The organism is Streptomyces sp. x-19, from assembly GCF_046549115.1.
Lineage (GTDB): Bacteria > Actinomycetota > Actinomycetes > Streptomycetales > Streptomycetaceae > Streptomyces > Streptomyces albulus_C.
The window spans coordinates 157,396-176,587 of the sequence record NZ_JAJPWK010000018.1 but is presented as its reverse complement, the minus strand read 5'-3'; the positions used below and the strand labels follow the sequence as shown (position 1 = coordinate 176,587).

The 19,192-nt window shown below is 69.8% G+C and carries 22 protein-coding genes; 10 read left to right on the top strand and 12 right to left on the bottom strand.

Annotated elements, in window-relative coordinates; translation table 11 throughout:
- The first annotated feature begins 564 nt into the window (after positions 1 to 564).
- The 4 genes from ACLJT4_RS31140 to ACLJT4_RS31125 all read left to right on the top strand — a co-directional run bounded on the left by ACLJT4_RS31140 (position 565) and on the right by ACLJT4_RS31125 (position 4,991).
- The gene (locus tag ACLJT4_RS31140) at positions 565 to 2,265 is read left to right on the top strand and encodes a recombinase family protein (protein ID WP_411127368.1); all 1,701 of its coding nucleotides are present in this window, start codon (positions 565 to 567) and stop codon (positions 2,263 to 2,265) included.
- Between the two features lie 903 nt (positions 2,266 to 3,168).
- Entirely contained in the window at positions 3,169 to 3,561 is a 393-nt protein-coding gene (locus ACLJT4_RS31135; RefSeq protein ID WP_411127366.1) for a hypothetical protein, read from the top strand.
- 22 nt (positions 3,562 to 3,583) lie between these two features.
- Complete coding sequence (locus tag ACLJT4_RS31130; RefSeq protein WP_411127364.1) at positions 3,584 to 4,444, top strand: P22 phage major capsid protein family protein; 861 nt, start codon at positions 3,584 to 3,586, stop codon at positions 4,442 to 4,444.
- A gap of 148 nt (positions 4,445 to 4,592) precedes the next feature.
- A complete protein-coding gene (locus tag ACLJT4_RS31125) occupies positions 4,593 to 4,991 on the top strand; it encodes a hypothetical protein (protein WP_411127362.1) in 399 nt (132 codons plus the stop codon).
- A gap of 612 nt (positions 4,992 to 5,603) precedes the next feature.
- On the opposite strand, the gene ACLJT4_RS31120 is transcribed toward ACLJT4_RS31125, so the two are convergent.
- Together ACLJT4_RS31120 and ACLJT4_RS31115 are read right to left on the bottom strand one after the other, a co-directional pair.
- Positions 5,604 to 5,825, bottom strand: a complete 222-nt coding sequence (locus tag ACLJT4_RS31120; protein WP_411127360.1) for a DUF397 domain-containing protein — start codon at positions 5,823 to 5,825, stop codon at positions 5,604 to 5,606.
- Positions 5,822 to 6,631, bottom strand: coding sequence for a helix-turn-helix domain-containing protein (locus ACLJT4_RS31115; protein ID WP_411127381.1), 810 nt, complete (start codon positions 6,629 to 6,631; stop codon positions 5,822 to 5,824). Before ACLJT4_RS31115 ends, ACLJT4_RS31120 begins: the two co-directional genes overlap by 4 nt.
- Positions 6,632 to 6,766: 135 nt before the next feature.
- Here ACLJT4_RS31115 and ACLJT4_RS31110 point away from each other — a divergent pair, with 135 nt between their 5' ends.
- The 3 genes from ACLJT4_RS31110 to ACLJT4_RS31100 all read left to right on the top strand — a co-directional run bounded on the left by ACLJT4_RS31110 (position 6,767) and on the right by ACLJT4_RS31100 (position 7,656).
- On the top strand, positions 6,767 to 6,982 hold the full coding sequence (locus ACLJT4_RS31110) for a hypothetical protein (protein ID WP_411127358.1): 216 nt from the start codon (positions 6,767 to 6,769) through the stop codon (positions 6,980 to 6,982).
- Entirely contained in the window at positions 6,982 to 7,170 is a 189-nt protein-coding gene (locus ACLJT4_RS31105) for a hypothetical protein (RefSeq protein ID WP_411127356.1), read from the top strand. The genes ACLJT4_RS31110 and ACLJT4_RS31105 overlap by 1 nt, the downstream gene beginning before the upstream one ends.
- 291 nt (positions 7,171 to 7,461) lie before the next feature.
- The gene (locus ACLJT4_RS31100; protein WP_411127354.1) at positions 7,462 to 7,656 is read left to right on the top strand and encodes a hypothetical protein; all 195 of its coding nucleotides are present in this window, start codon (positions 7,462 to 7,464) and stop codon (positions 7,654 to 7,656) included.
- Between the two features lie 235 nt (positions 7,657 to 7,891).
- On the opposite strand, the gene ACLJT4_RS31095 is transcribed toward ACLJT4_RS31100, so the two are convergent.
- Entirely contained in the window at positions 7,892 to 8,164 is a 273-nt protein-coding gene (locus tag ACLJT4_RS31095; RefSeq protein WP_411127352.1) for a GntR family transcriptional regulator, read from the bottom strand.
- Between the two features lie 177 nt (positions 8,165 to 8,341).
- Here ACLJT4_RS31095 and ACLJT4_RS31090 point away from each other — a divergent pair, with 177 nt between their 5' ends.
- Positions 8,342 to 8,713 (top strand): hypothetical protein, encoded by a 372-nt coding sequence (locus ACLJT4_RS31090; protein ID WP_411127350.1) that lies wholly within the window; start codon positions 8,342 to 8,344, stop codon positions 8,711 to 8,713.
- Positions 8,710 to 8,913 carry a hypothetical protein gene (locus ACLJT4_RS31085; protein WP_411127348.1) on the top strand — a complete coding sequence of 68 codons (204 nt, stop codon included), beginning with the start codon at positions 8,710 to 8,712 and terminating at the stop codon, positions 8,911 to 8,913. Before ACLJT4_RS31090 ends, ACLJT4_RS31085 begins: the two co-directional genes overlap by 4 nt.
- A 102-nt stretch (positions 8,914 to 9,015) precedes the next feature.
- On the opposite strand, the gene ACLJT4_RS31080 is transcribed toward ACLJT4_RS31085, so the two are convergent.
- The 7 genes from ACLJT4_RS31080 to ACLJT4_RS31050 form a co-directional block, all read right to left on the bottom strand.
- Positions 9,016 to 9,873, bottom strand: coding sequence for a fumarylacetoacetate hydrolase family protein (locus tag ACLJT4_RS31080; protein ID WP_411127346.1), 858 nt, complete (start codon positions 9,871 to 9,873; stop codon positions 9,016 to 9,018).
- Between the two features lie 138 nt (positions 9,874 to 10,011).
- Positions 10,012 to 10,932, bottom strand: a complete 921-nt coding sequence (locus ACLJT4_RS31075; protein WP_411127344.1) for a YidC/Oxa1 family membrane protein insertase — start codon at positions 10,930 to 10,932, stop codon at positions 10,012 to 10,014.
- A 143-nt stretch (positions 10,933 to 11,075) separates the two neighbouring features.
- Positions 11,076 to 11,381 carry a DUF6412 domain-containing protein gene (locus tag ACLJT4_RS31070; protein WP_411127342.1) on the bottom strand — a complete coding sequence of 102 codons (306 nt, stop codon included), beginning with the start codon at positions 11,379 to 11,381 and terminating at the stop codon, positions 11,076 to 11,078.
- Positions 11,382 to 11,604: 223 nt separating this feature from the next.
- Positions 11,605 to 13,125: a sodium:solute symporter gene (locus ACLJT4_RS31065; protein WP_402062889.1), complete on the bottom strand. Its 1,521-nt coding sequence runs from the start codon at positions 13,123 to 13,125 to the stop codon at positions 11,605 to 11,607.
- Positions 13,122 to 13,385, bottom strand: a complete 264-nt coding sequence (locus ACLJT4_RS31060) for a DUF3311 domain-containing protein (RefSeq protein WP_235217394.1) — start codon at positions 13,383 to 13,385, stop codon at positions 13,122 to 13,124. Before ACLJT4_RS31060 ends, ACLJT4_RS31065 begins: the two co-directional genes overlap by 4 nt.
- Before the next feature lie 68 nt (positions 13,386 to 13,453).
- Positions 13,454 to 14,251: a class E sortase gene (locus ACLJT4_RS31055; RefSeq protein ID WP_411127339.1), complete on the bottom strand. Its 798-nt coding sequence runs from the start codon at positions 14,249 to 14,251 to the stop codon at positions 13,454 to 13,456.
- Positions 14,252 to 14,335: 84 nt separating this feature from the next.
- Entirely contained in the window at positions 14,336 to 15,697 is a 1,362-nt protein-coding gene (locus ACLJT4_RS31050) for a DUF445 domain-containing protein (protein WP_411127337.1), read from the bottom strand.
- Between the two features lie 403 nt (positions 15,698 to 16,100).
- On the opposite strand from ACLJT4_RS31050, the gene ACLJT4_RS31045 reads away from it, so the two are divergent.
- Complete coding sequence (locus ACLJT4_RS31045) at positions 16,101 to 17,411, top strand: SGNH/GDSL hydrolase family protein (RefSeq protein ID WP_411127335.1); 1,311 nt, start codon at positions 16,101 to 16,103, stop codon at positions 17,409 to 17,411.
- A gap of 16 nt (positions 17,412 to 17,427) precedes the next feature.
- On the opposite strand, the gene ACLJT4_RS31040 is transcribed toward ACLJT4_RS31045, so the two are convergent.
- Together ACLJT4_RS31040 and ACLJT4_RS31035 are read right to left on the bottom strand one after the other, a co-directional pair.
- Complete coding sequence (locus ACLJT4_RS31040) at positions 17,428 to 18,138, bottom strand: DUF1707 domain-containing protein (RefSeq protein WP_411127333.1); 711 nt, start codon at positions 18,136 to 18,138, stop codon at positions 17,428 to 17,430.
- 22 nt (positions 18,139 to 18,160) lie between these two features.
- Positions 18,161 to 19,186, bottom strand: a complete 1,026-nt coding sequence (locus tag ACLJT4_RS31035; RefSeq protein ID WP_411127331.1) for an ATP-binding cassette domain-containing protein — start codon at positions 19,184 to 19,186, stop codon at positions 18,161 to 18,163.
- Positions 19,187 to 19,192 lie beyond the last annotated feature (6 nt).

The following is a 19,192-nucleotide window of genomic DNA, read 5'->3' as shown; positions in this document are numbered from 1 at the left end:
GGGGTGCCCGGACTGCTGCGCTTTACGTCCGGGCACCCCACCACCCGCCAACCCGTCCCCTCCCGTGAGTGGGTGGAAAGGGGTGGGTTGGGGCTTGTGTTGGTGGGTTCCTGCGGCTCCGTGGGTGTGGATTCACATGCATGGACGTACCCAGAGGTTTCACCTGTGTGAGCGCGTCCACGGTGCTGGCCGGCACCGACCCGCCGGACCTCGGCCCCCACCCACCCGTCTTTCCCCCACCCTCAACGGGAGGGGGCGGGCCGGAGGGGGTGGTGTGCAGGACGTAAAGCGCAGCAGTCCTGCACACCACCCCCTCCGGCCCGCCACCGGCACCCAACAGCCCCGCGCAGCGGACAACGCCCGCGCCGCAGGCGCAAAAGCGAAACCCCCACGGCGGGAAAGCCCCGATGCTCCAGAGTCATAGTTCTGGAGTGATCACCCGTGGTGGCGTCCACGCTGGTCAAGCAGTCGCACGAAGCCGCAGCATTTACGCAGGTCAGCCCCGGTGCGGGAATCCCTTGCGCTCCCACAGAGAGTGTGGAGAACCGTGCAACTGTAGGAACCGTGTTCGCCGAGACCCTGCGTGGGGTCCGGTGCATCCGTCTGTCGGTCCGGACGGATGAGACAACCAGCCCCGAGCGGCAGCGTGAAGCCGACGACATAGCCGCGTCAGCGCTCGGGATCGACTTCGGCGAGGGTGACGCACTCCGCGAAGCCGTCGACCTGGACGTGTCCGCCTCGAAGATCGGCCCGTTCGATCGTCCGCAGCTCGGCGGCTGGCTCGCCCGGCCGGAAGCTTTCGATGCGCTGGTGTGGTGGCGCTTCGACCGGGCCATCCGGTCCATGGGCGACATGCACGAGCTTGCGAAGTGGGCACGGGCCCATCGCAAGATGCTCGTTTTCGCCGAGGGGATTGGCGGGGGCCGGCTGGTCTTCGACTTCCGCAACCCCATGGACCCCACATCCGAACTCATGATGATGATGCTTGCCTTTGCCGCACAGGTGGAGTCGCAAAGCATCAGCGACCGCGTCACCGGCGCACAGGCAGCCATGCGAACCATGGCACTGCGCTGGCGCGGCGGTGGTCGTCCCCCGTACGGCTATCTCCCCGCCCCCATGCCCAAGGAGCATGGCGGGGTCGGCTGGACGTTGGTGCCCGACCCCTACGCCGTGAAGGTGATCGAACGGATCATTGCGGCGCTGCTGGAGGGCAAGAGCCCGCGCGCTATCGCGCTCATGCTCAACAAGGACGGCGTTCTGTCGCCCTCCGTGTACTGGCGGGCGTACAAAGCCCGGCTCAAGGGCACCACCGACATCGAGGGCGACACCGAGACGGACGCGCCGAAGAAGAAGCCCACGCCGTGGCGTGGTCAGCGCATCGTAGAAATGCTGACCAGCCCTGCCCTGCTCGGCTGGAAGCTGCACAACGGTAAGCCGGTCCGCGACGCCCAGGGCAACCCCGTCATGGCCACCGAAACCCCGATCGTGACTCGCGAAGAGTTCGACCAGATCGGCGCACTGCTGGCACCCAAACCCACAGCGGAGAAGGTGCCCACGCGCAAGGATTCCACGGCGTTGCTGCTGCGGGTGATCCACTGCAAGGGGTGCGGGTCCCGCATGTATCTCAACAAGCGGGCAGGTGCCTACGGGTGCAGCTCGTACAAGTACGGCACGTACTGCCCAGCCCCGGTCACCATCCGAGCCGCATGGGTGGACGAATACGTAACAGCCGAGTTCCTACGGCTTGCCGGACCGTTGCAGCTCACGCGCGTCACAGAAGTCCCCGGATACGACCCTCAGCCCGAAATCGACGCCACAGCCGCAGAGTTCGCAGAACACCAGGCCCAGAAGGGACGCCAGAAATCCAAGGCAGCGCAAGCGGAGTGGCAGCGCCGCGCGGACGCCCTTGACGCCCGTCTGGCCGAGCTGGAGTCGAGGGAGAAGACCGAAGCCCGACGCGAGGTCACCCCCACCGGCCGCACGTTCGCCGACGAATGGCACGCAGCCGACAATGCCGGGAAGCGTGCCATGCTCATCGACGCGGGCGCACGCCTGGAGATCAAGCGCGGCATCAAGGGAGGATGGCGCACGCTGGACCTACGGCGGGTGAATTTCACCATCACCGGGTACCTCGATCCTGCCATCGATGAATTCGCAAGCATGGCCGCAGACCTCGCAGCGGAATACAACCCTGACCATGCGCCGACACCGGAGACGGAAAGGCACCGCAACCTGTCCCTACAAACACTGGCAACAGCCGCCTAATAGCCTGAACAGCCCCGGTCGGCCGAGAAGCCCGCCGGGGCTTTCGCATGCCCGCAGACGGCCGCACACGAGCATTGGGGGCTCGTCGCGGCGAGCGTCACAGCGAGGATGCCGAACGCAAGCGATTCCAGGCACGCTTGGCCACCAAACAGCACTGCAAGTCGCCCATGGGTGACGAAGTGACGAAATGACGACTACTTGGGTTCCATCCATACATCTCTAATCAAGCTCTATGGCAGCAATGCCGAACCCCCCGTCATCTCGTCACTTCGTCACCCCTAGGCACACTCGGTCACCAATCAGCACTGTAAGTCACTCATGGGTGACGAAGTGACGAGGTGACGACTACTTGGGTTCCATCCATACATCTCTAATCAAGCTCTATGGGAGCAATGCCGAACCGGGCATCACCTCGTCACTTCGTCACCCCCTCCCCTTGCTGCCACCGGGCTGGAATCCCTTCCCCTCTAGTGCAAGTAGGGAAGGTGAGTTCCGCGTACCCCTCAAGATCAGGCGGACGCGGACCGCGAACCCTTCCCGACGCGTCCGGCCAGGTTTTCCACGCGTTGACCTTATCCACCGCGCGGACCGGTATACGTCCGCTAGAGCCCCGTACCGGGTTGCTCGTGCTGTACCACCCTGGCCGGGGTTCAGCACTGAGTGCCGGTACGGGGCTTTTCTTGTTTTCCGGTCGGCAACGGAATGACTCACGCCCCTGATGACACCTTTTGTCGCACGCCAGAAGGAGCGGTAGCGACTTCGAGACGCCGGACGGCCGGTCAACGCCGCGATTACCTACTCAAGGAAGGCCCAGAAATGACTACGACGGACAACGAACCGGGCCGAGTGAGCGCCACCGAGGCGAGTGAACGCACGCCGGACACCACCCACACAGTGAAGAGCGTGAGTGACGTCGTGGGTGACCACGCGGAGAAGAAGGCGCGCGAGGGCGACGAGCGATACGCCGACTACGGCGGACCGGTAGCAGCGCAGCTGCGCGCTGAGCTGGCGGACGTGCAGTCCGAACTGTCCACGTTCCGGGCCAAGTTGGCGCGCTACGAGGCAGCCGAGAAGGCCGGTATCCCGCTGGCCCACGCCGACCGGCTGAAGGGGGAGACACCCGAGGACCTCGCAGCCGACGCGGCCCAACTCGCCCAGGCGCTCGCCCCGGCCCGGCCATTGGTGAAGTCCCGGCCCAAGCCGTCGGTAGGCGCAGGCGCAGACGCAAGCGGCGACACACAGCTTGACCCGATGAGGCTCGCCACCGCCGTAATCCATCGCTTCAAGAACCCGTAACCACCAACCAGAAAGGCACCGCATGAACAACGCATTCCAGATCGACGAGGTGGCATCCGCTGCACTCGGTCTCCTCTCCCGCCAAACCGTCCTCGGCGCCACGGTCTACCGCGACGCTGAGGCGGAGTTTATTGGCGGCCGAGGCTCCGTTGTGGGCGTCCGTCTGCCGAAGCAGCGCACCGCCAAGGACTACACCGGAACCACCGAATTCGTGGACGTAGAGGAGGGAATTGCTCACGTCAAGCTGACCGATGAGCCGACCGACGCGGCGAAGCTTGGCACCCGTGACATGACGCTGGACATCCGGAATTTCGGCGCGCAGGTTCTCATGCCGCAGCTCGATTCGGTCGCCCGTTATATCGAGAAGAACCTCGCCGCGCTCATGAACGCCCAGGCTGATTCGGCGGATGCTGTCATCATCGATCCGGCGAATCCGCTCAAGGCCATTGCTGCCGCTGCCGCTGAGTTTGTGCGGCGCGAAGTCGAGCCGGGGGACCGTTTCCTAGCGGTGGGTCCAGATGTTTATGGGGCCCTGCTGGACGTGGAGCAGCTTCAGCGTGTGGATGCGTCGGGGGATGATTCGATGCTCGAACGTGCCGAGATCGGGACGCTGTTCGGGTTCCGCGTGATCGTGTCGCCGTACCTGACGGGAGCTATTGCGTACCATCGGACGGCGTTCGCGCTGGCCAATCGCGCGCCGTACGTGAACGAGGGTGCAGGCAAGTCGAGTTCGCAGACCTTCAACGGTTACGCGATCCGCGCGACGATCGATTACAGCGCTGACGTAAAGTCGGATGTGTCTATCGTTGACTCGCTTTGTGGTTCAGTAATTCTCGATGCGACTCGAATGATTCCATTCAACCTAAAGAAGAGCCAGAAGTAATTTCACTTCGATTGAAGGCAGTGAGTCGCGTCTGATGACCGTCCCCCCGGACTCCCTCCGTATGCAACCCCGAGCGGTGGCAAATAGCGTCTCTTCCCCTGCATGCTAAATTTCGCACCCCGTTTTTTGAGAAAGGAGGTGTATTGGTATGGCTGAGCGTCTGATCGAGCCGCTTCCTACCCGTCTCGCCAAGGACGACGATCCTGCCTCGCTGCGGTTTGTCGATGGTCTGTCCCGTCAGTTCCGACTCGATGAACACGAGTGGCAGATGGTGATTCGGGCTGCGACGACCCTGGATGAGCTCGTGAGGCTGGAGGACGCAGCGGCGGATGCCCCGGCGACCGTCAAGGGCAGCATGGGGCAGACGGTAGCCAACCCGCTGTTCGCTGAGATACGGGCTCACCGTTCCACGTTCAACACGCTCATGAAGTCGCTCCGACTGCCCACTGAGCTCCAGGAGTTGGAAGCCGTGCGCACGGCGGAGAAGGGACGTATGACCACGAGTGAGCGTGGCATCCACGCTGCCCGTGCTCGGCACGGATTCTGATCCGAAACGTTGGCCCCGTGCCCGCCCTACTGCTGGGCCGGTACGGGGCTTTTCGTATGTACGGGTACGGGAAGACGTTGCGGCACTGACGCTCCTGCCGGACGGTGTGCACGTGGACCGGGCGGGGGTTGCCGCGTTCTACGGTGTGGAGCCGAACACGATTCGGGTCCTGGTGCAGCGGCACCGCGAGGAGCTGGGCGCAAACGGACTGCGTGTGTTGAATGGTCGCGAAGAGTTTGAGGCACATGGTGTGCCTCTAATCGGACGTGGCCGACCGAACGCCACACTCTTCACGCGCCGGTCCGTCCTCCTGGTCGGCATGCTGCTGCGGGATAGCATCACGCCCAACTCGCATGACATGCAGGTGTGTTAGAGCCTCGCCGAGTGCCCGCTCGGCGATCACCGCACCGGAACCCAAGGACGACGACGGCTCGGATATCTGGGGCTGACCGGGGGAAGAGCTTCGACTCATGATGAGTCACAACCCCATGCCGTCCACTCCCAGCGCCGACCACACCGCAACAGCGCATGTTGAAGCCCCGGTTCCTTCCGTCACGGGAGGGAGCCGGGGCCATTGGTGTTTCCGAGGGGCTAGCGGCCGGTCTGCCAGCCTTACAGGGTCGGGTAGGGCCCTGACTTCACCTGGCCCACGAACACCTGCCACGCGAGCGTCGGAAAGGCCAGCGCCGGACCGTGCGGGTCCTTGCTGTCACGGACCGGGACGAGGCCGGTAGATGCGTGAGAGGGAGCCCATTCGAGGCACTGCCCGCCCTCTCCGCTGCTGTAACTCGACTTAACCCACTCCACGCCGGAGAGATCAGCGGTGGTGCTCATCTTGGTAGCTCCTCCATCACCTTGTGCAGCTCAATCAACGTGTTCTCCGGCGAGAGAGCGTCAGCGCGCAACCGGTCGTAGTGCCCGCTGGCCTTCTCCACCATCGTGGCCGAGTCGATGACCCGTCCCATGCCCAGTGCTTCCGTGTAAAGGGTGGTGGGTCGGTCCTCGAACTGGAGCAAGGTGAACGGCTCACCCGCCGGTGGTGCCCCCGTGTCGAATGGGAGCACTTGAAGGGTGACATGGGGTGACTCGGCCGCCTCCACCAGGTAGACCACTTGCTCCCGCATGACCTCCGGGCCGCCGACAACACGCCGTAGGCATGACTCGTCCAGGATCACCCACAGCAGTGGGGGATTATCCCTGTCCAGCACGTCACGGCGCTGCAACCGGGCCTGCACCTTCTCGGTCGTCGCCGCTGGAGTGTCACGCGGGAAGGACGCACGGAAGAGTGCATGCGCATACCTCTCGGTTTGCAATATCCCCATGACGAGATAGGCGCTGAAATCCAGAACGTGCGTGGCTACGGCTTCAAGGTCGAGGTACGGCTCGAACCACTCGGGGTGTCCGCGCCTGCTGGCGCGCTTCCAGTGTCGCTTGAAGGTTCCCGGAGTTCCGAACACCCGGTCGCAGTGTTCCGCGAATCCTTGGGAACCAACACGATCCCCTTTCTCCACCATAGCTACGTACGACTGTCCGTACTTCGCACCCGCCCCTAGCTCACGCTGACTCATGCCGCGCATGATTCGCCATGCGCGAACCTCTTCGCCGTAAGAAGATCCCGAACTGCTGGACGACTGAGCCAAAGCCAACTTCCCCTCATCACATATCAGTTGTGATGCCCGAAACCCTGTCGCTCCGCGCCCATGAAGCGCAAACCTGGGATGCCTACCCGGAAGGTTCCCGGCCCCGGTCGCCGGGACACACGGAGGCTCGAACAGATGACGCCCATGTACCGCGATGACACCCCGGAGCGGCGCCTGACCCCGCCTGTCTACCTCGGAGTGCCCGGCCCCGAGCCGAAACCGGCGCCCGGCTGTGACATCTGCGGAGCACTGGCGGATCAGCGGGAGGAAGCGCGGAAGCGGGGCGACATGGCAAAGGTGTCCGACTGCAACGTCGAGATGAAGCGCCACCCGGAGCACCAGGAGCAGTGATGACGACCAACGCTCGCTACGCCCAAGACGTGATCGAGGCGGCACTGAGAGACCTACGCATGGCTATCGCGGACACGAACCTACATCTCTCCGAGCTCGCCGAAACCGGCAACGGTGTCCAGCTCGGTACGGTCGGCCCGCACACGGCGGAACGCCTAGCGCGCATCCTCAGGGCGGCCCGCAGATGACGGGGAGGCGGAGGCGTACCCGGATCACGGGGGACGGCTGGCTCGTTGGACTCGCCCTCGCCCTGTGCGTCGGGGGAGGCGTCGGCCTTCTCTTCGCCTTGCTGGCTGCGGGCAGTCTCAAATGATCTCCCGCTCCCTGGCAGTTTCTGGGGTGTCGGGGAGCGGGGCACAACGCCCGACCGGTCGTCGTCAACAGATAAGGGGCGGTCGGTCGGGTGCCAACACATCACCTACGCAGAGAGGATGAAACGCCAGTTGCGGCGTGGGCGACTGTGCCGACAGAGTGACACCATGAGCGACACCTACCGCCCATATGCCCCGAAAAACCCGCCAGTTCGGTGCGTCAAGTGCTACGACATCCACGTCATCCTGTCCGAAGCGCGGCACCCCGATACCGGGGAGATGTTCTGGCGATTCACCTGCCTGGACTGCCGAGTTGCGTGGCCTCAGGACCAGCACGGAGGCGCACCCGACGAGTACGAGTGAGTCAGAGAGGTGAGCGTGATGAAGCGGTTGTACATGGCAATTCGATCCGCCCTCATCCTGCGAAACTCAAGCTGTAGCAACTGCGGCAGCTGCAGCGTCGTCACGTACGACGGCAAGACGTTCACATGCATGGACTGCAACTATCAGTGGACTGTTGGCTGAGCTGAGTCAACACCCTGCGTCTGACTGGCCCCGCCTGTGCGCTACCCCATGGCGCATGGGCGGGGCTTTCATGTCACTGCTCCCCCTGCGTGTCTCCATCCTCACGCTCGCCGGGATCGACTACGAAGGTTCCCCGGCCCCACTCGGTGCGAACGAGCCCCCGCTCACGGAGCACCCCCACGGCCCGGCGAGCGGTCATCCGGGCCACCCCGAAGCGCTGGACCAGCTCGGCGTCCGAAGGGATTTTCTCGCCCGGCTTGATCCTGCCCGCTTTGATTTCAGCCGCGAGTGCGTCCAGGACGGTCATGTACGGCGCGTGCGGGTTCCGCTGTGGGTGCTCGGGCATGGCCGAAGCGTAGACAACTGGACACTTACCGGCGACTTAGACCAGTGGACCATCTAGACCAGTTAGACCAGTTGCTCTAACGTCTCACGAAGCACCAAAAACAAAGCGCCCCGGAAGACCGGTCCTACGCGGTCCGCCGGGGCTCGCCGCAACAGCTACCGAGGAGCTGAAACGACCATGCGCGATGCTATCGCCCGCGCCCTCTACTGGGTGCTCGCCTTACTCCCCGGGACCCACCGGCCCGAGCCTGGACGCCACACGGCCGCATTTCTCACCGGCCAGCCCGCCCCCGAGCCCGCACCAGTCAGCCCATGGTCGAAGCCCTGGACGACTCCCACACCACAGCACGTGATCGAACGGCACACGCCCATCTCCGGCGAGGAATCGCGCCCGATCCGCCCCTATGTCAGCACGGAGATCACTCTGAACCTCCGCACCGTGTGCGAACGGCGGAGGGCTCTCGCCGCTGCGGAGATGTTCGCCGAGGACTACCCGTACGTTTTCGAGGGATCCCACTCCGCCGCTATCGCTGCTGGGGTGGCCGCATGATCGCCGAGGAAGCGTTCCCCGGCACCCTGTCCGGCATTGTGGCGCTGTGCATCGAGTGCAAGACGATCACTCGCGCCCCCGTGCCTGTCCGCTGGATCGAGAGCAGCAGCGGCCCCGGGACGACGCTGTATGCCTGTCCCGACCACGCCGCACAACTCGGCGCGGGACCGACCCCTGACGACGTGATCCGCACCCGCTAGCGCCGCACGACCCCGCCCCGTCCGGGCCGTCCCCGGGCGGGGCACTCTCAGGCCCGTCACAGAAGTCCCCGTTACGAGCATCGGGAAGCCAACAACGTGGGATCAGGCCGAGCGCAGCTCCTGCCGCTGGCGGCCCAGGCCGTCGATTTCCAGTTCCACGACGTCGCCGGCCCGAAGGTACGGCTTGGGTTCGGGTTGGCCCATCGCCACTCCGGCCGGGGTGCCGGTGTTGATGACGTCGCCCGGGTAGAGCGTCATGAACTGGCTGACGTAGCGGACCACTTCGGCCACCGGGAAGATCTGTTCGGCGGTCGTGCCGTCCTGCTTCAGTTCGCCGTTGACCCAGAGTCGGACGCCCAGTGCCTGGGGGTCCGGTACCTCGTCGGCGGTGACCAGCCACGGGCCGAGCGGGTTGAACGTCTCGCAGTTCTTGCCCTTGTCCCATTGGCCGCCGCGCTCGATCTGGAAGGCCCGCTCGGAGACGTCGTGTGCCACCGTGTAGCCGGCCACGGCCGCCAGTGCCTGCTCGTCGGTCTCCAGGTAGCGGGCGGTCCGGCCGATGACGACGGCCAGTTCGACCTCCCAGTCAGTCTTCACGCTGCCGCGCGGCACGAGGACCGCGTCGTCGGGGCCGACGACGGTGTCCGGGGCCTTCATGAAGATGATCGGCTCCTCGGGGGTGGCCGCCCCGGTCTCCCGCGCGTGGTCGTGGTAGTTCAGCCCGATGCACACGACCTTGCCGATCCGGGCGACGGGCGGGCCGACGCGGAGTCCGGTGGCGTCCAGTGCGGGCAGGTCGCCGGCGGCCGCGGCGGCCCGCACCCGGGTCAGCGCGGCGTCGTCCGCGAGCAGGGCGCCGTCGACGTCCGGGACCAGGCCCGACAGGTCTCGCAGCACGCCGGCCTCGTCGAGCAGCGCCGGGCGTTCCGCCCCCACTTTTCCGACACGCAGCAGCTTCATCGTTACAACTCCCGTGGTCGAAGGGTCGGCCTGGGAGGGGTCTCGCAGGCCGGCCGATGGGGGACGGCCATCGAGCGATTTGGCCGATCCTCCAAGAAGGTGGTCCACTCCGCAAGACCCCGTTCACGGACTGGACCGTTACTGAGGGGTAATAACGATCGGGTCGGTGCCGACGGCACGGTGGTCCGGGTCGGCCGGCCGGTCCGACGCGCCCGTCCGGGCCGCGGCGTTGGCCCGGGCGCGGGCCGCCTGCTGCCGCGCGGCATGCGTCTTGGGGCCGCTCCGGCGCGCGGGCCGCGGGGCCTGCGCCGCCGGTTCCGGGGCCGTCGCCGGCTCGGGCGCCGTCGCGGGCCGGCGGTCGCGGTGCAGCAGGGCCCGCTCGCACGCCGTCCAGGTCGTGCTGGTCACCACGTAGAGCGCGGCGGCCAACGGCACCACCGCCACGGTGATCAGCGTGCCGAAGGACAGCAGCGGCATCAGCTTGTTCACGACGCCCAGGCCGGGCGCGGCGGTGCCCGCCGCGGGCGTCGGGGCCGTGCCCGCCGCCGCCCTGGCCCGCCGGTAGTTCCAGGTGGCGACGGCCGCGATCAGGGCGAACAGCGCGAGGTAGACCAGGCCGTGCGGCCCGACCGGCCCGCCGTCGGCGAGCGCCTGGCGCCAGGAGCCGCCCAGCGGCGCGCCCAGCAGGGTGTGGTCGAGCAGCGTGCCGTTCCCGGTGGAGAAGAGGTGGTACATCACGAAGAAGACCGGGAGTTGGAGCAGCGTCGGCAGGCACCCGGCCAGCGGCGAGGAGCCGGAGTCGGCGTACAGGTCGGCCGTCGCCTGTTGGAGCCGCTCCCGGTCGCCGCGGTGCTTGCGCTGGAGGGCGGCGAGTTGCGGGGCGAGGGCGGCGCGGGCCTTCTCGCCCCGGGCCGCCGCGCGGGCCAGCGGGTGCAGGGCGGCGCGCACGCCGAGGGTGAACAGGATGATGGTGGCCGCGGTGGCCGCGGTGCCGAAGAGCGGTTCGATGGCCTGGGCGCCGCGCTGCAGCGCAGCACCGAGCAGGTCGAAAACGGACATGGGTGAGCCCTCCACGGGTCTCGTCGTGCCGAACGGGAGATACGGCGTGACGGACCGCGCGGGCGCGCACCGGCGCAGCAGCGGGGGAGGATCAGGACACGCATCGGGCGACTGCCGGGCGTGCGGGGAGTGCGCCGGAGCGGCTACGCGGCCGCCGGGAGGGGGCGGCCGGGTGCTCGCGGGCGCGGACGGCCGGCGGCGTCGGGATCGCGCTGGGGCAGGAACGCCGTGCGGCGTTCACGGTCGCGGATGGCCGTGCGTATGCGGCCCGGTGGGACCGGGCGGGCGGCGGCGGCCAGGGCGAGGGCGCTGCACAGCAGCAGCACCGCGGCGGCGGTCGCGGCGGCGGCGAGGGTCGTCGTCAGGCCGGTCTGCGCGAGCAGGAGTCCGGCCAGCAGGAAGAACAGCGCACTGGTGTAGAGCCGCCAGGCATCGGCGATGCGGTACATCCGGCGTCCCCCTTCCCGCGCTCCCCGCGCCTCGTCGGTGGTCGGCCACCGGCCGGCGGTGCGAACCGCCTCGCGTACCAGGGTAACCGCACGCACGAGCGAGGGCGACAACCCGTTCGAGGGGTTCTGCGCGGCGGTCAACGGCGTTCCGCGGGGCGGGAGGTGGCGGCACCCGGCGGGAGCGGGGTCGGCCGCCGCGGCGCGGGGCCGCGGCGGCCGTCCGTCAGCGGGGGTCGCCCGCGGCGGTACCGGCCCGGGGGAACTCGTCCTCCAGGGCCAGGACTTCGGCGTCCGGCCGGTCGTCTGCCCGTTCCCGCGGGCCGAGCCAGGTCACCGCCAACGTCACCACGACGTTCACGGCGAGTCCGACGATGCCGGCGTTGACGCCCCAGATCGGGTCGTGGCCGCCGAAGACCAGGACGCACACCAGGGCGAAGCCCGCGGCCAGGCCGCTGACCGCCGCATACATCGTCAACCGCCGCCACACCAGGCCCAACAGCAGCATCGGCACCAGCTGCGCCATGCCCTCGTAGGAGATCAGGGAGAGGCGGACCAAAGTGGTGGGCGCGGTGTAGGTGAGCAGCAGCGCGAGCGCCCCGGCGACCACCACGACCACCTGCGACCAGGTCTTCTGCCGGGACGCCAGGCGGGGCACCGCCCCCAGCACGCTCCTGCCCCACATCGTGCCGATGACCAGCATGAAGACCGCCATCGGCACGATCGAGGAGAGCGCCGCGGCCACCCCGATCACCCCGACCGCCCAGGCCGGCAGCGAGTCCACGACCAGTTTGAACAGCGCCAGGTTGGACCCGGCGCCGGTCAGCCCCGGGACGACGAACAGCGCCGCGAGCCCCAGCAGCATCGGCACGAACAACAGCACGTTGTAGAACGGCAGGTACATCGCGTTGCGGCGGAGCGCGTCGGCGTTGCGGGCGCCCAGGTAGCCGGCCACCGTCGTCGGGAAGATCACCACCGTCAGGGAGTTGATCAGGGTGGTGGTCACGAACCAGGACTGGCCCAGGCCGCCGGAGGCGTGGCCGGGGAAGGTCAGCCACTGCGGCTTCTCGGCGACGATCCGGTCCAGGAAGGGGCCGTAGCCGCCGAAGTAGTGCAGCGGCACGTACACCGCGAGGAATCCGAGGGTGACGATGACCAGCACGTCCTTGAGAACCGACACCCAGGCGCTGCCGCGCAGTCCGCTGACGACGACGAAGCCGGTGGTGACCGCGAAGCCGATGAAGTAGGCCCAGTTGAGGCTGATCGTGCCGTAGGAGATGGTCGAGACGACCACGCCCATGCCGGTGATCTGGAGCTGGATGTACGGCAGCAGGCAGACCGTGGCGAGGACCGCGACGGCGGCGCCGAGCCAGGGCCGGCGGTAGCGGTGGGCGATGATGTCGGTGATGCCGACCAGCCCGTGCCGGCGCGCGTAGGCCCACAGCATCGGGCCGACGACGTAACCGATCGCGTAGCCGCAGGACATGTAGGCCAGGACGTAGAGCACCGGTGCGCCGAAGTTGTAGCCCCAGCCGGCCGCGCCGAGGTAGCTGAAGCTGGTGTAGCTCTCACCGGCCATCAGCACCCAGATGAAGACGGTGCCCAGGCTGCGCCCGCCCACCGACCACTCGGCGAGGCCCGCCCCGGAGCCGTTGCCGCCGCGCCGGCCGCGGACCGCGAGCAGCCCCAGGACGACGGTCAGCACCATGAACGCGGCGAAGATCGTGGTGGAGACGGTGGCGTTCACGCGCGGCCCCCGCTCGGTGCGTCGGCCCGGCCGTGGCCCCGCCGGCGGTCGCCGCGGCGGGCCAGCCACACCGACACCGGGGTCAGCAGGGTCGCGAGCAGCATCCAGAAGAAGAGGAACGGCAGGCCGAGGACGGTCGGCGTGACCCGGTTGACGAACGGCAGCACCACCAGGAACAGCACATACGGCAGCAGCAGCCAGAGCAGCGCGGGGCGCTTTCGGGATCCCGGGGGCGGGCCGCCGGGGGACTGGTTTCGCACGTGGGGAGAGCCTAGGCGACCGGCCGGTGGGCCGGTGCGGGACCTCGGCGGTCGGCGGCGGTCCGCGCTCACCGCGGCTGCGCCGTCCGCAACACGGCCCAGACGACCAGGCGGTAGGTGGAGGTGTACTCGGGCGTGCAGGTGGTCAGGGTGAGGTACGCGCCCGGGGCGGTGAAGCCGTGACCCGGGTGGACGGTGCTGCGGGGAACGGGCGCCAGCACGCCGGTGTCGCCCGGCGTGGTCTCGGGCAGCGTCGCGCGCACCACGTAGGTGGCGCGCAGCCGGGCGGTGTCCACGACGACGGTGTCGCCGGGGCGCAGCCGGTCCAGGTGGCGGAACGGCTCGCCGTGGGTGTTGCGGTGGCCGGCCAACGCGGTGTTGCCCGTTCCGCCGGGCTGCGCGGTGCCCGGGTAGTGGCCGACGTAGCCGCGGTTGAGGACGGCGGTGCGGTCGATGCCCTCGGCGACCGGGGCGGTCAGGCCGATGCGGGGGATGCGCAGGACCGCGTAGGCGAGGTCGCGGGGCGGGGCCGCCGGGGTGGTGTCCGGGCCGAGCGGCGGTGTGGTGGGCGCGGCGGTGCCCGGCGCGGCCGGCCGCGCGGCGCCGGTGTCGGCCACCGGCGGGCGGCGCACCGGTCCGGCCGCGGCCCCGTCCCGCCACCGCCGCTCCAACTGGCCGACCTCGTCGCGGGCGGCGCCCTGGGCCACGCGGTTGGTCCACCACAGTTGGTGGGCGACGAACAGCAGCAGCACCACGCCGAGCGTGACGGCCAGTTCCGCGCCGGTCCACAGGGCCCGAACGGCCGGCGGGCGGCGCCCGTACCGCCCCCGCCGCCCTTGTACGACCACCGGTATCCGCTCCCGCACGCGGGCACCGTAAGCCCTGGGGCCGCAGCCCGCCAGGGTCGGTGCGGGTCCGGTCCGGGCGTGCGGCCCGGGGCCCGGCCGGGGTCAGCCGCCGAACGCCTGGGAGACGGCGTAGATGCACAGTCCGGCGAGGGCGCCGACGACCGTGCCGTTGATGCGGATGAACTGCAGGTCGCGGCCGATGTGCGCCTCGATCTTCTTGGAGGTGTGCTCGGCGTCCCAGCCGGCGACGGTGTCGGTGATCAGTGCGGTGATCTCGCCCTGGTACGTCGTCACCACGTAGACGGCGGCGCCCTCCAGCCAGCCGTCGACCTTGTCGCGCAGCCGGTCGTCGGCCGCGAGCCGGCCGCCCAGGGACAGCAGCGCCCCGCGCACCCGGAGCCGCAGCTCGCTGTGCTCGTCCTCGGCGGCCGCCACGATCATCGCGCGGACCGCGCCCCAGGCGGAGGCGATCAGGTCCTGCACCTCGCCGCGGCCCAGCACCTCGGACTTGAGCCGCTCGACCTTCTCGCGGGTGCCCGGGTCGGAGCGCAGGTCGCTGGCGAAGTCGGTCAGGAAGCGGTCCACCGCGCCGCGCGCCGGGTGGTCGGGCATGTCCCGCATCTCGGTGACGAAGCGCAGCAGTTCCTTGTAGACGCGGTCGCCGACCTTGCGGTCGACGAACCGCGGCGTCCATCCGGGGGCACCGCCGGAGACCGCGGCGACGACCGAGTCGCCGTGGTAGACCAGCCAGTCGTGGGCGCGGGCGCAGACCAGGTCCACCACCCGCGCGTGGCCGCCCTCGGCGACGATCTTCTCCAGCAGGGAGCCGATGCCGGGCGCGATCTCCTTGGCGTCGGCGCGGCGGGTGATGGCCTCGCCGACCACCGCCTGGACGTCGGAGTCGCGCAGCACGGTCAGCGCGCCGCGCAGCGCGGTGGACAGCTCGGCGGTGACCCGGTCGGCGTTGCGCGGCTCGGCGAGCCAGGTGCCGAGCCGGGCGGCGACGCCGACCGAGCGCAGCCGGCGGCGGACCACGTCCCCGGAGAGGAAGTTCTCCCCGACGAAGTCGCCCAGGCTCTGTCCGAGCTGGTCCTTCTTGGTGGGGATGATCGCGGTGTGCGGGATCGGCAGCCCCATGGGGCGCTTGAACAGCGCGGTGACCGCGAACCAGTCGGCCAGCGCACCGACCATGCCGGCCTCGGCGGCCGCCGCGACGTAGCCGGTCCAGCCGCCCGCGCCGGCCGCCCCGGCCCACTTCGCCAGGGCGTACACCACGGCGACGACCAGCAGCAGACCGGTCGCCAGGGCCTTCATCCGACGGACGGCCCGCCGCTTGTCCTCGTCGGCGGCGCTGTAGCCGAAGCCGCCGGGTGCCGGCCGGCCGCCCGGGGCGCCGGCCGCTGCCGGTTCCACGGCCCGTGCCGCCCGCGGCCCGCGCGGCCCCTCCGTCTGGGTGCGTTCCATCCGCTCCACCACTCCCACCGTGTCCCCCGCCTTCCGTACGCCGTCCGGGCCGCCACCGCCCGGGCCGGCCGTGCGGACGGCGCGGACCGGACCGCGCGGTCCGTCCCGGGGCGCCGGGAGCCGTCCGTACCGGCCGTACGCCCGTATGTGTCCCACAGTGCCCTACTCCCGGAACCCACCACGAGTTCCCGGTGTCCCGGACGCCGGGGCGGACCGGGGCGGACCGGGGCGGCAGGCGGCCCCCCGGGGGTACGTGGGATCATGGACCCCCGGCCGGACCGCGACGGCACCGCCGTCGACCGGGCGTCCGCCGTCCGGCCTTCCCGGTCCGGACGCCCGCGTCCCGCCGTGCCCTGTCCGCCCGGAGCACGCCGCTCCGCCAGCCCCAGGAGACGCCTGCGGCATGACCAGACGTGTGGGATTCCTCCTGCTCGCCGGCCTGGCGGCACTGGTGCTGCTGATCTCGGCCGGCATACTCGTCGGCTTCGGCGGCTCCCGCGGCATCCCCGGCACGGCTCCGCACGAACCGCAGACCTCGGCGGCGCCGGCGGTCTCCGGGCAGTGGGTGGGCACCTGGTCGGCGGCCGCGGCGTCGGCCGAGCCCGGCACCCAGGACGGCTACGGCCAGATGTCGATCCGCAACGTCGTGCACACCAGCGTCGGCGGCTCCAGCGCCCGGATCCGGCTCTCCAACCTCTACGGCACCCGCCCGCTGGCGATCAGCCACGCCTCGCTCGCGCTGTCCGCGGGCAGCGGCAGCCCGATCGCCACGGCCGGCACCATGCACCGGATCACCTTCGACGGGAAGCCGTCGGTGACCCTCCCGGCCGGCGGCGAGATCACCAGCGACCCGGTGCGGCTGGCCGTCCCCGGCAACGCCGACCTGCTGGTCACCACCTACTCGCCGGCCCCCTCGGGACCGGCCACCTACCACCCGTACGCCCGCCAGACGTCCTACCTGGCGCGCGGCGACCGCACCGAGGACCCGGCCGGCACCGCCTACACCGAGCAGAGCCCCTACTGGCGCTACCTGACCGGCGTGGACGTGTTCAGCACCCAGGCGCACGGCGCGGTGGTGGCGATCGGCGACTCGATCACCGACGGCATCACCTCCACGCCGGGCGCCAACCACCGCTGGACCGACTTCCTCGCCGCCCGGCTGCGCAACGAGCCGGGCGCCCCCCGCTACGGCGTCCTCAACGCCGGCATCAGCGGCAACCGCCTGCTGACCGACAGCAACCGCCTCTCCCCCACCAACGGGCCCAGCCTGCTCTCCCGCCTGGACCGCGACGCGCTGTCCCGTACGGGGGTGAAGGCGGTGGTGGTCGAGATCGGCGTCAACGACCTGTTCAAGGCGCCGCGGCAGCTCGACGCGCAGAAGATCGTGGCGGGCATGCGGGAGGTGGTGCGCCGGGCGCACGCCCACGGGCTGCGGGTCACCGGCTCCACCCTCACCCCGTTCGGCGGGCACCGCGGCTACTCCCGACAGCTCAACGCGGTACGCGAACAGGTCAACCACGTGATCCGGTCCGGCACCGTCTACGACGAGGTGGTCGACTTCGACCGGACGCTGCGCGATCCGGTGCACCCGCTGCACCTGCGGCCGGCCTACGACTCCGGGGACCACCTGCACCCCAGCGACACCGGCTACCGCGCGATGGCCGACGCGGTGGACGTCGACCACCTCCGGCAGGTCGCCCCCGCCGCGCTCTGACCGCGGCGGCGGCCGGTCAGTCCAGTTCCCGGCGCTCGCGCCGGTCCTGCCTGAGCCGCCGCTTCTCCTCCCGGCGCTCGGCCTTCATGCGCCGCTGCTCCTCCTTGGGCAGCTTGCGCTCCACTCCGACGCCGCCCATCAGGGCCAGCCCCGAGACGATCACCCGGGGCGCCCCGGGGTCGCCCGGCACCCCGTCCTCCCGGGAGTCGAAGCCGCCCATGATGCCCAGTCCGCGGGTCTCGACCTCGACGCCCGGCGGCACGATGACGTTGACCCCGCCCATCAGCGTCCAGACGCTGATCTCGACCTCCCCGGCGGCGAAGTTGGCCTCGCGCAGGTCGAGTTCGCCGCCGCCCATGAGGCAGAGCGCGGTGAACCGGCGCCCGATCGTCCACCGCCCCTTGCGCTCGAAGCCGCCCATGACGGCGATGCCCGTCGTGGAGCCCTTGGCGCCCTCGGTGATCCGCTCGGACCAGGCCGTCACCGCGCCGCCGGTCGCCGGCTCCTTGCGCAGCGACAGCGGGGCCGGGGCCGGGGTGGACGCCGGCAGGTCGGCGGTGATCAGCTCCAGTTCGCCGTAGGTGCGGGCCCGGTAGGTGGCGTCGAACCGCTCGTCGAACTCGGCCATGTCCAGCCGGCCTTCGGCGAGGGCGTCCCGCAGGATCTCGGCGACCCGCTCGCGGTCGGCGTCGGAGGCACGCAGCTGGGGCAGCCGTTCGTCAGTCATGCGGACAGATTACGGCCCGGCCCTACGGCGCGGGCCGGGTCGCGCCGCCCGGTGCGACGCGGGCCGCGCCGCCGCCCGCGTACAGCTCGGCGATCAGGGTCTCGACGTCGGGTTCGCGGACCGAGAGGTCCACCAGCGGATAGCGGGCGGCGACCGCCGTCACCAGGGGCGCCGCGCTGTCCGCCGCCGGGAACGCCAGCCACTGCCGGGGGCCGTCCACCTTGATCGTGCGGGCCCCGGGGACGCCCTCGATGGGCGGGAGTTCCGCCGCCAGGTCCACCACCAGCAGGCGTTCGCCGTCGGCGGCCGCCCGCAGCCCGGCCAGGTCCCCGTCGAAGACCAGCCGGCCGTGGTCGATGACCATCACCCGGCGGCACAACTGCTCGATGTCGGTGAGGTCGTGGGTGGTCAGCAGCACCGTGGTGCCCCGCTCGGCGTTGACCTCGTGCAGGAACGCGCGGACCTTCGCCTTGCTGATGACGTCCAGGCCGATGGTCGGCTCGTCCAGGTAGAGCACCTCCGGGTCGTGCAGCAGCGCCGCGGCGATGTCGCCGCGCATCCGCTGACCGAGGGAGAGTTGGCGGACGGGGACGTCCAACAGCGGGGCCAGGTCGAGGAGTTCGACGCAGCGGTCGAGGTTGGCGCGGAAGGCGCCGGCCGGAACCCGGTACATCCGGCGCACCAGTTCGTAGGAGTCCTTCAGCGGCAGGTCCCACCACAAGGTGGTGCGCTGCCCGAAGACGACGCCGATCCGGCGGGCGAGGCGGGTGCGATCGCGGGAAGGGTCGATGCCCGCGACCCGCAGCCGGCCGCCGCTGGGCGTCAGGATGCCGGTCAGCATCTTGATGGTGGTCGACTTCCCGGCGCCGTTCGGCCCGATGTAGCCGACCATCTCGCCGCGCGGCACCTGGAAGGTGAGGCCGTCGACGGCCCGCACCTGGTGCCGGGCCCGCCGCAGCCGGCCCACCTTGCGCCGCACGGTGAAGACCTTCTCGACGCCGGCCACCTCGATCAGCGGCTCCGTGTCCGCCGCGTCCGTCTGGCCCACTGCTCT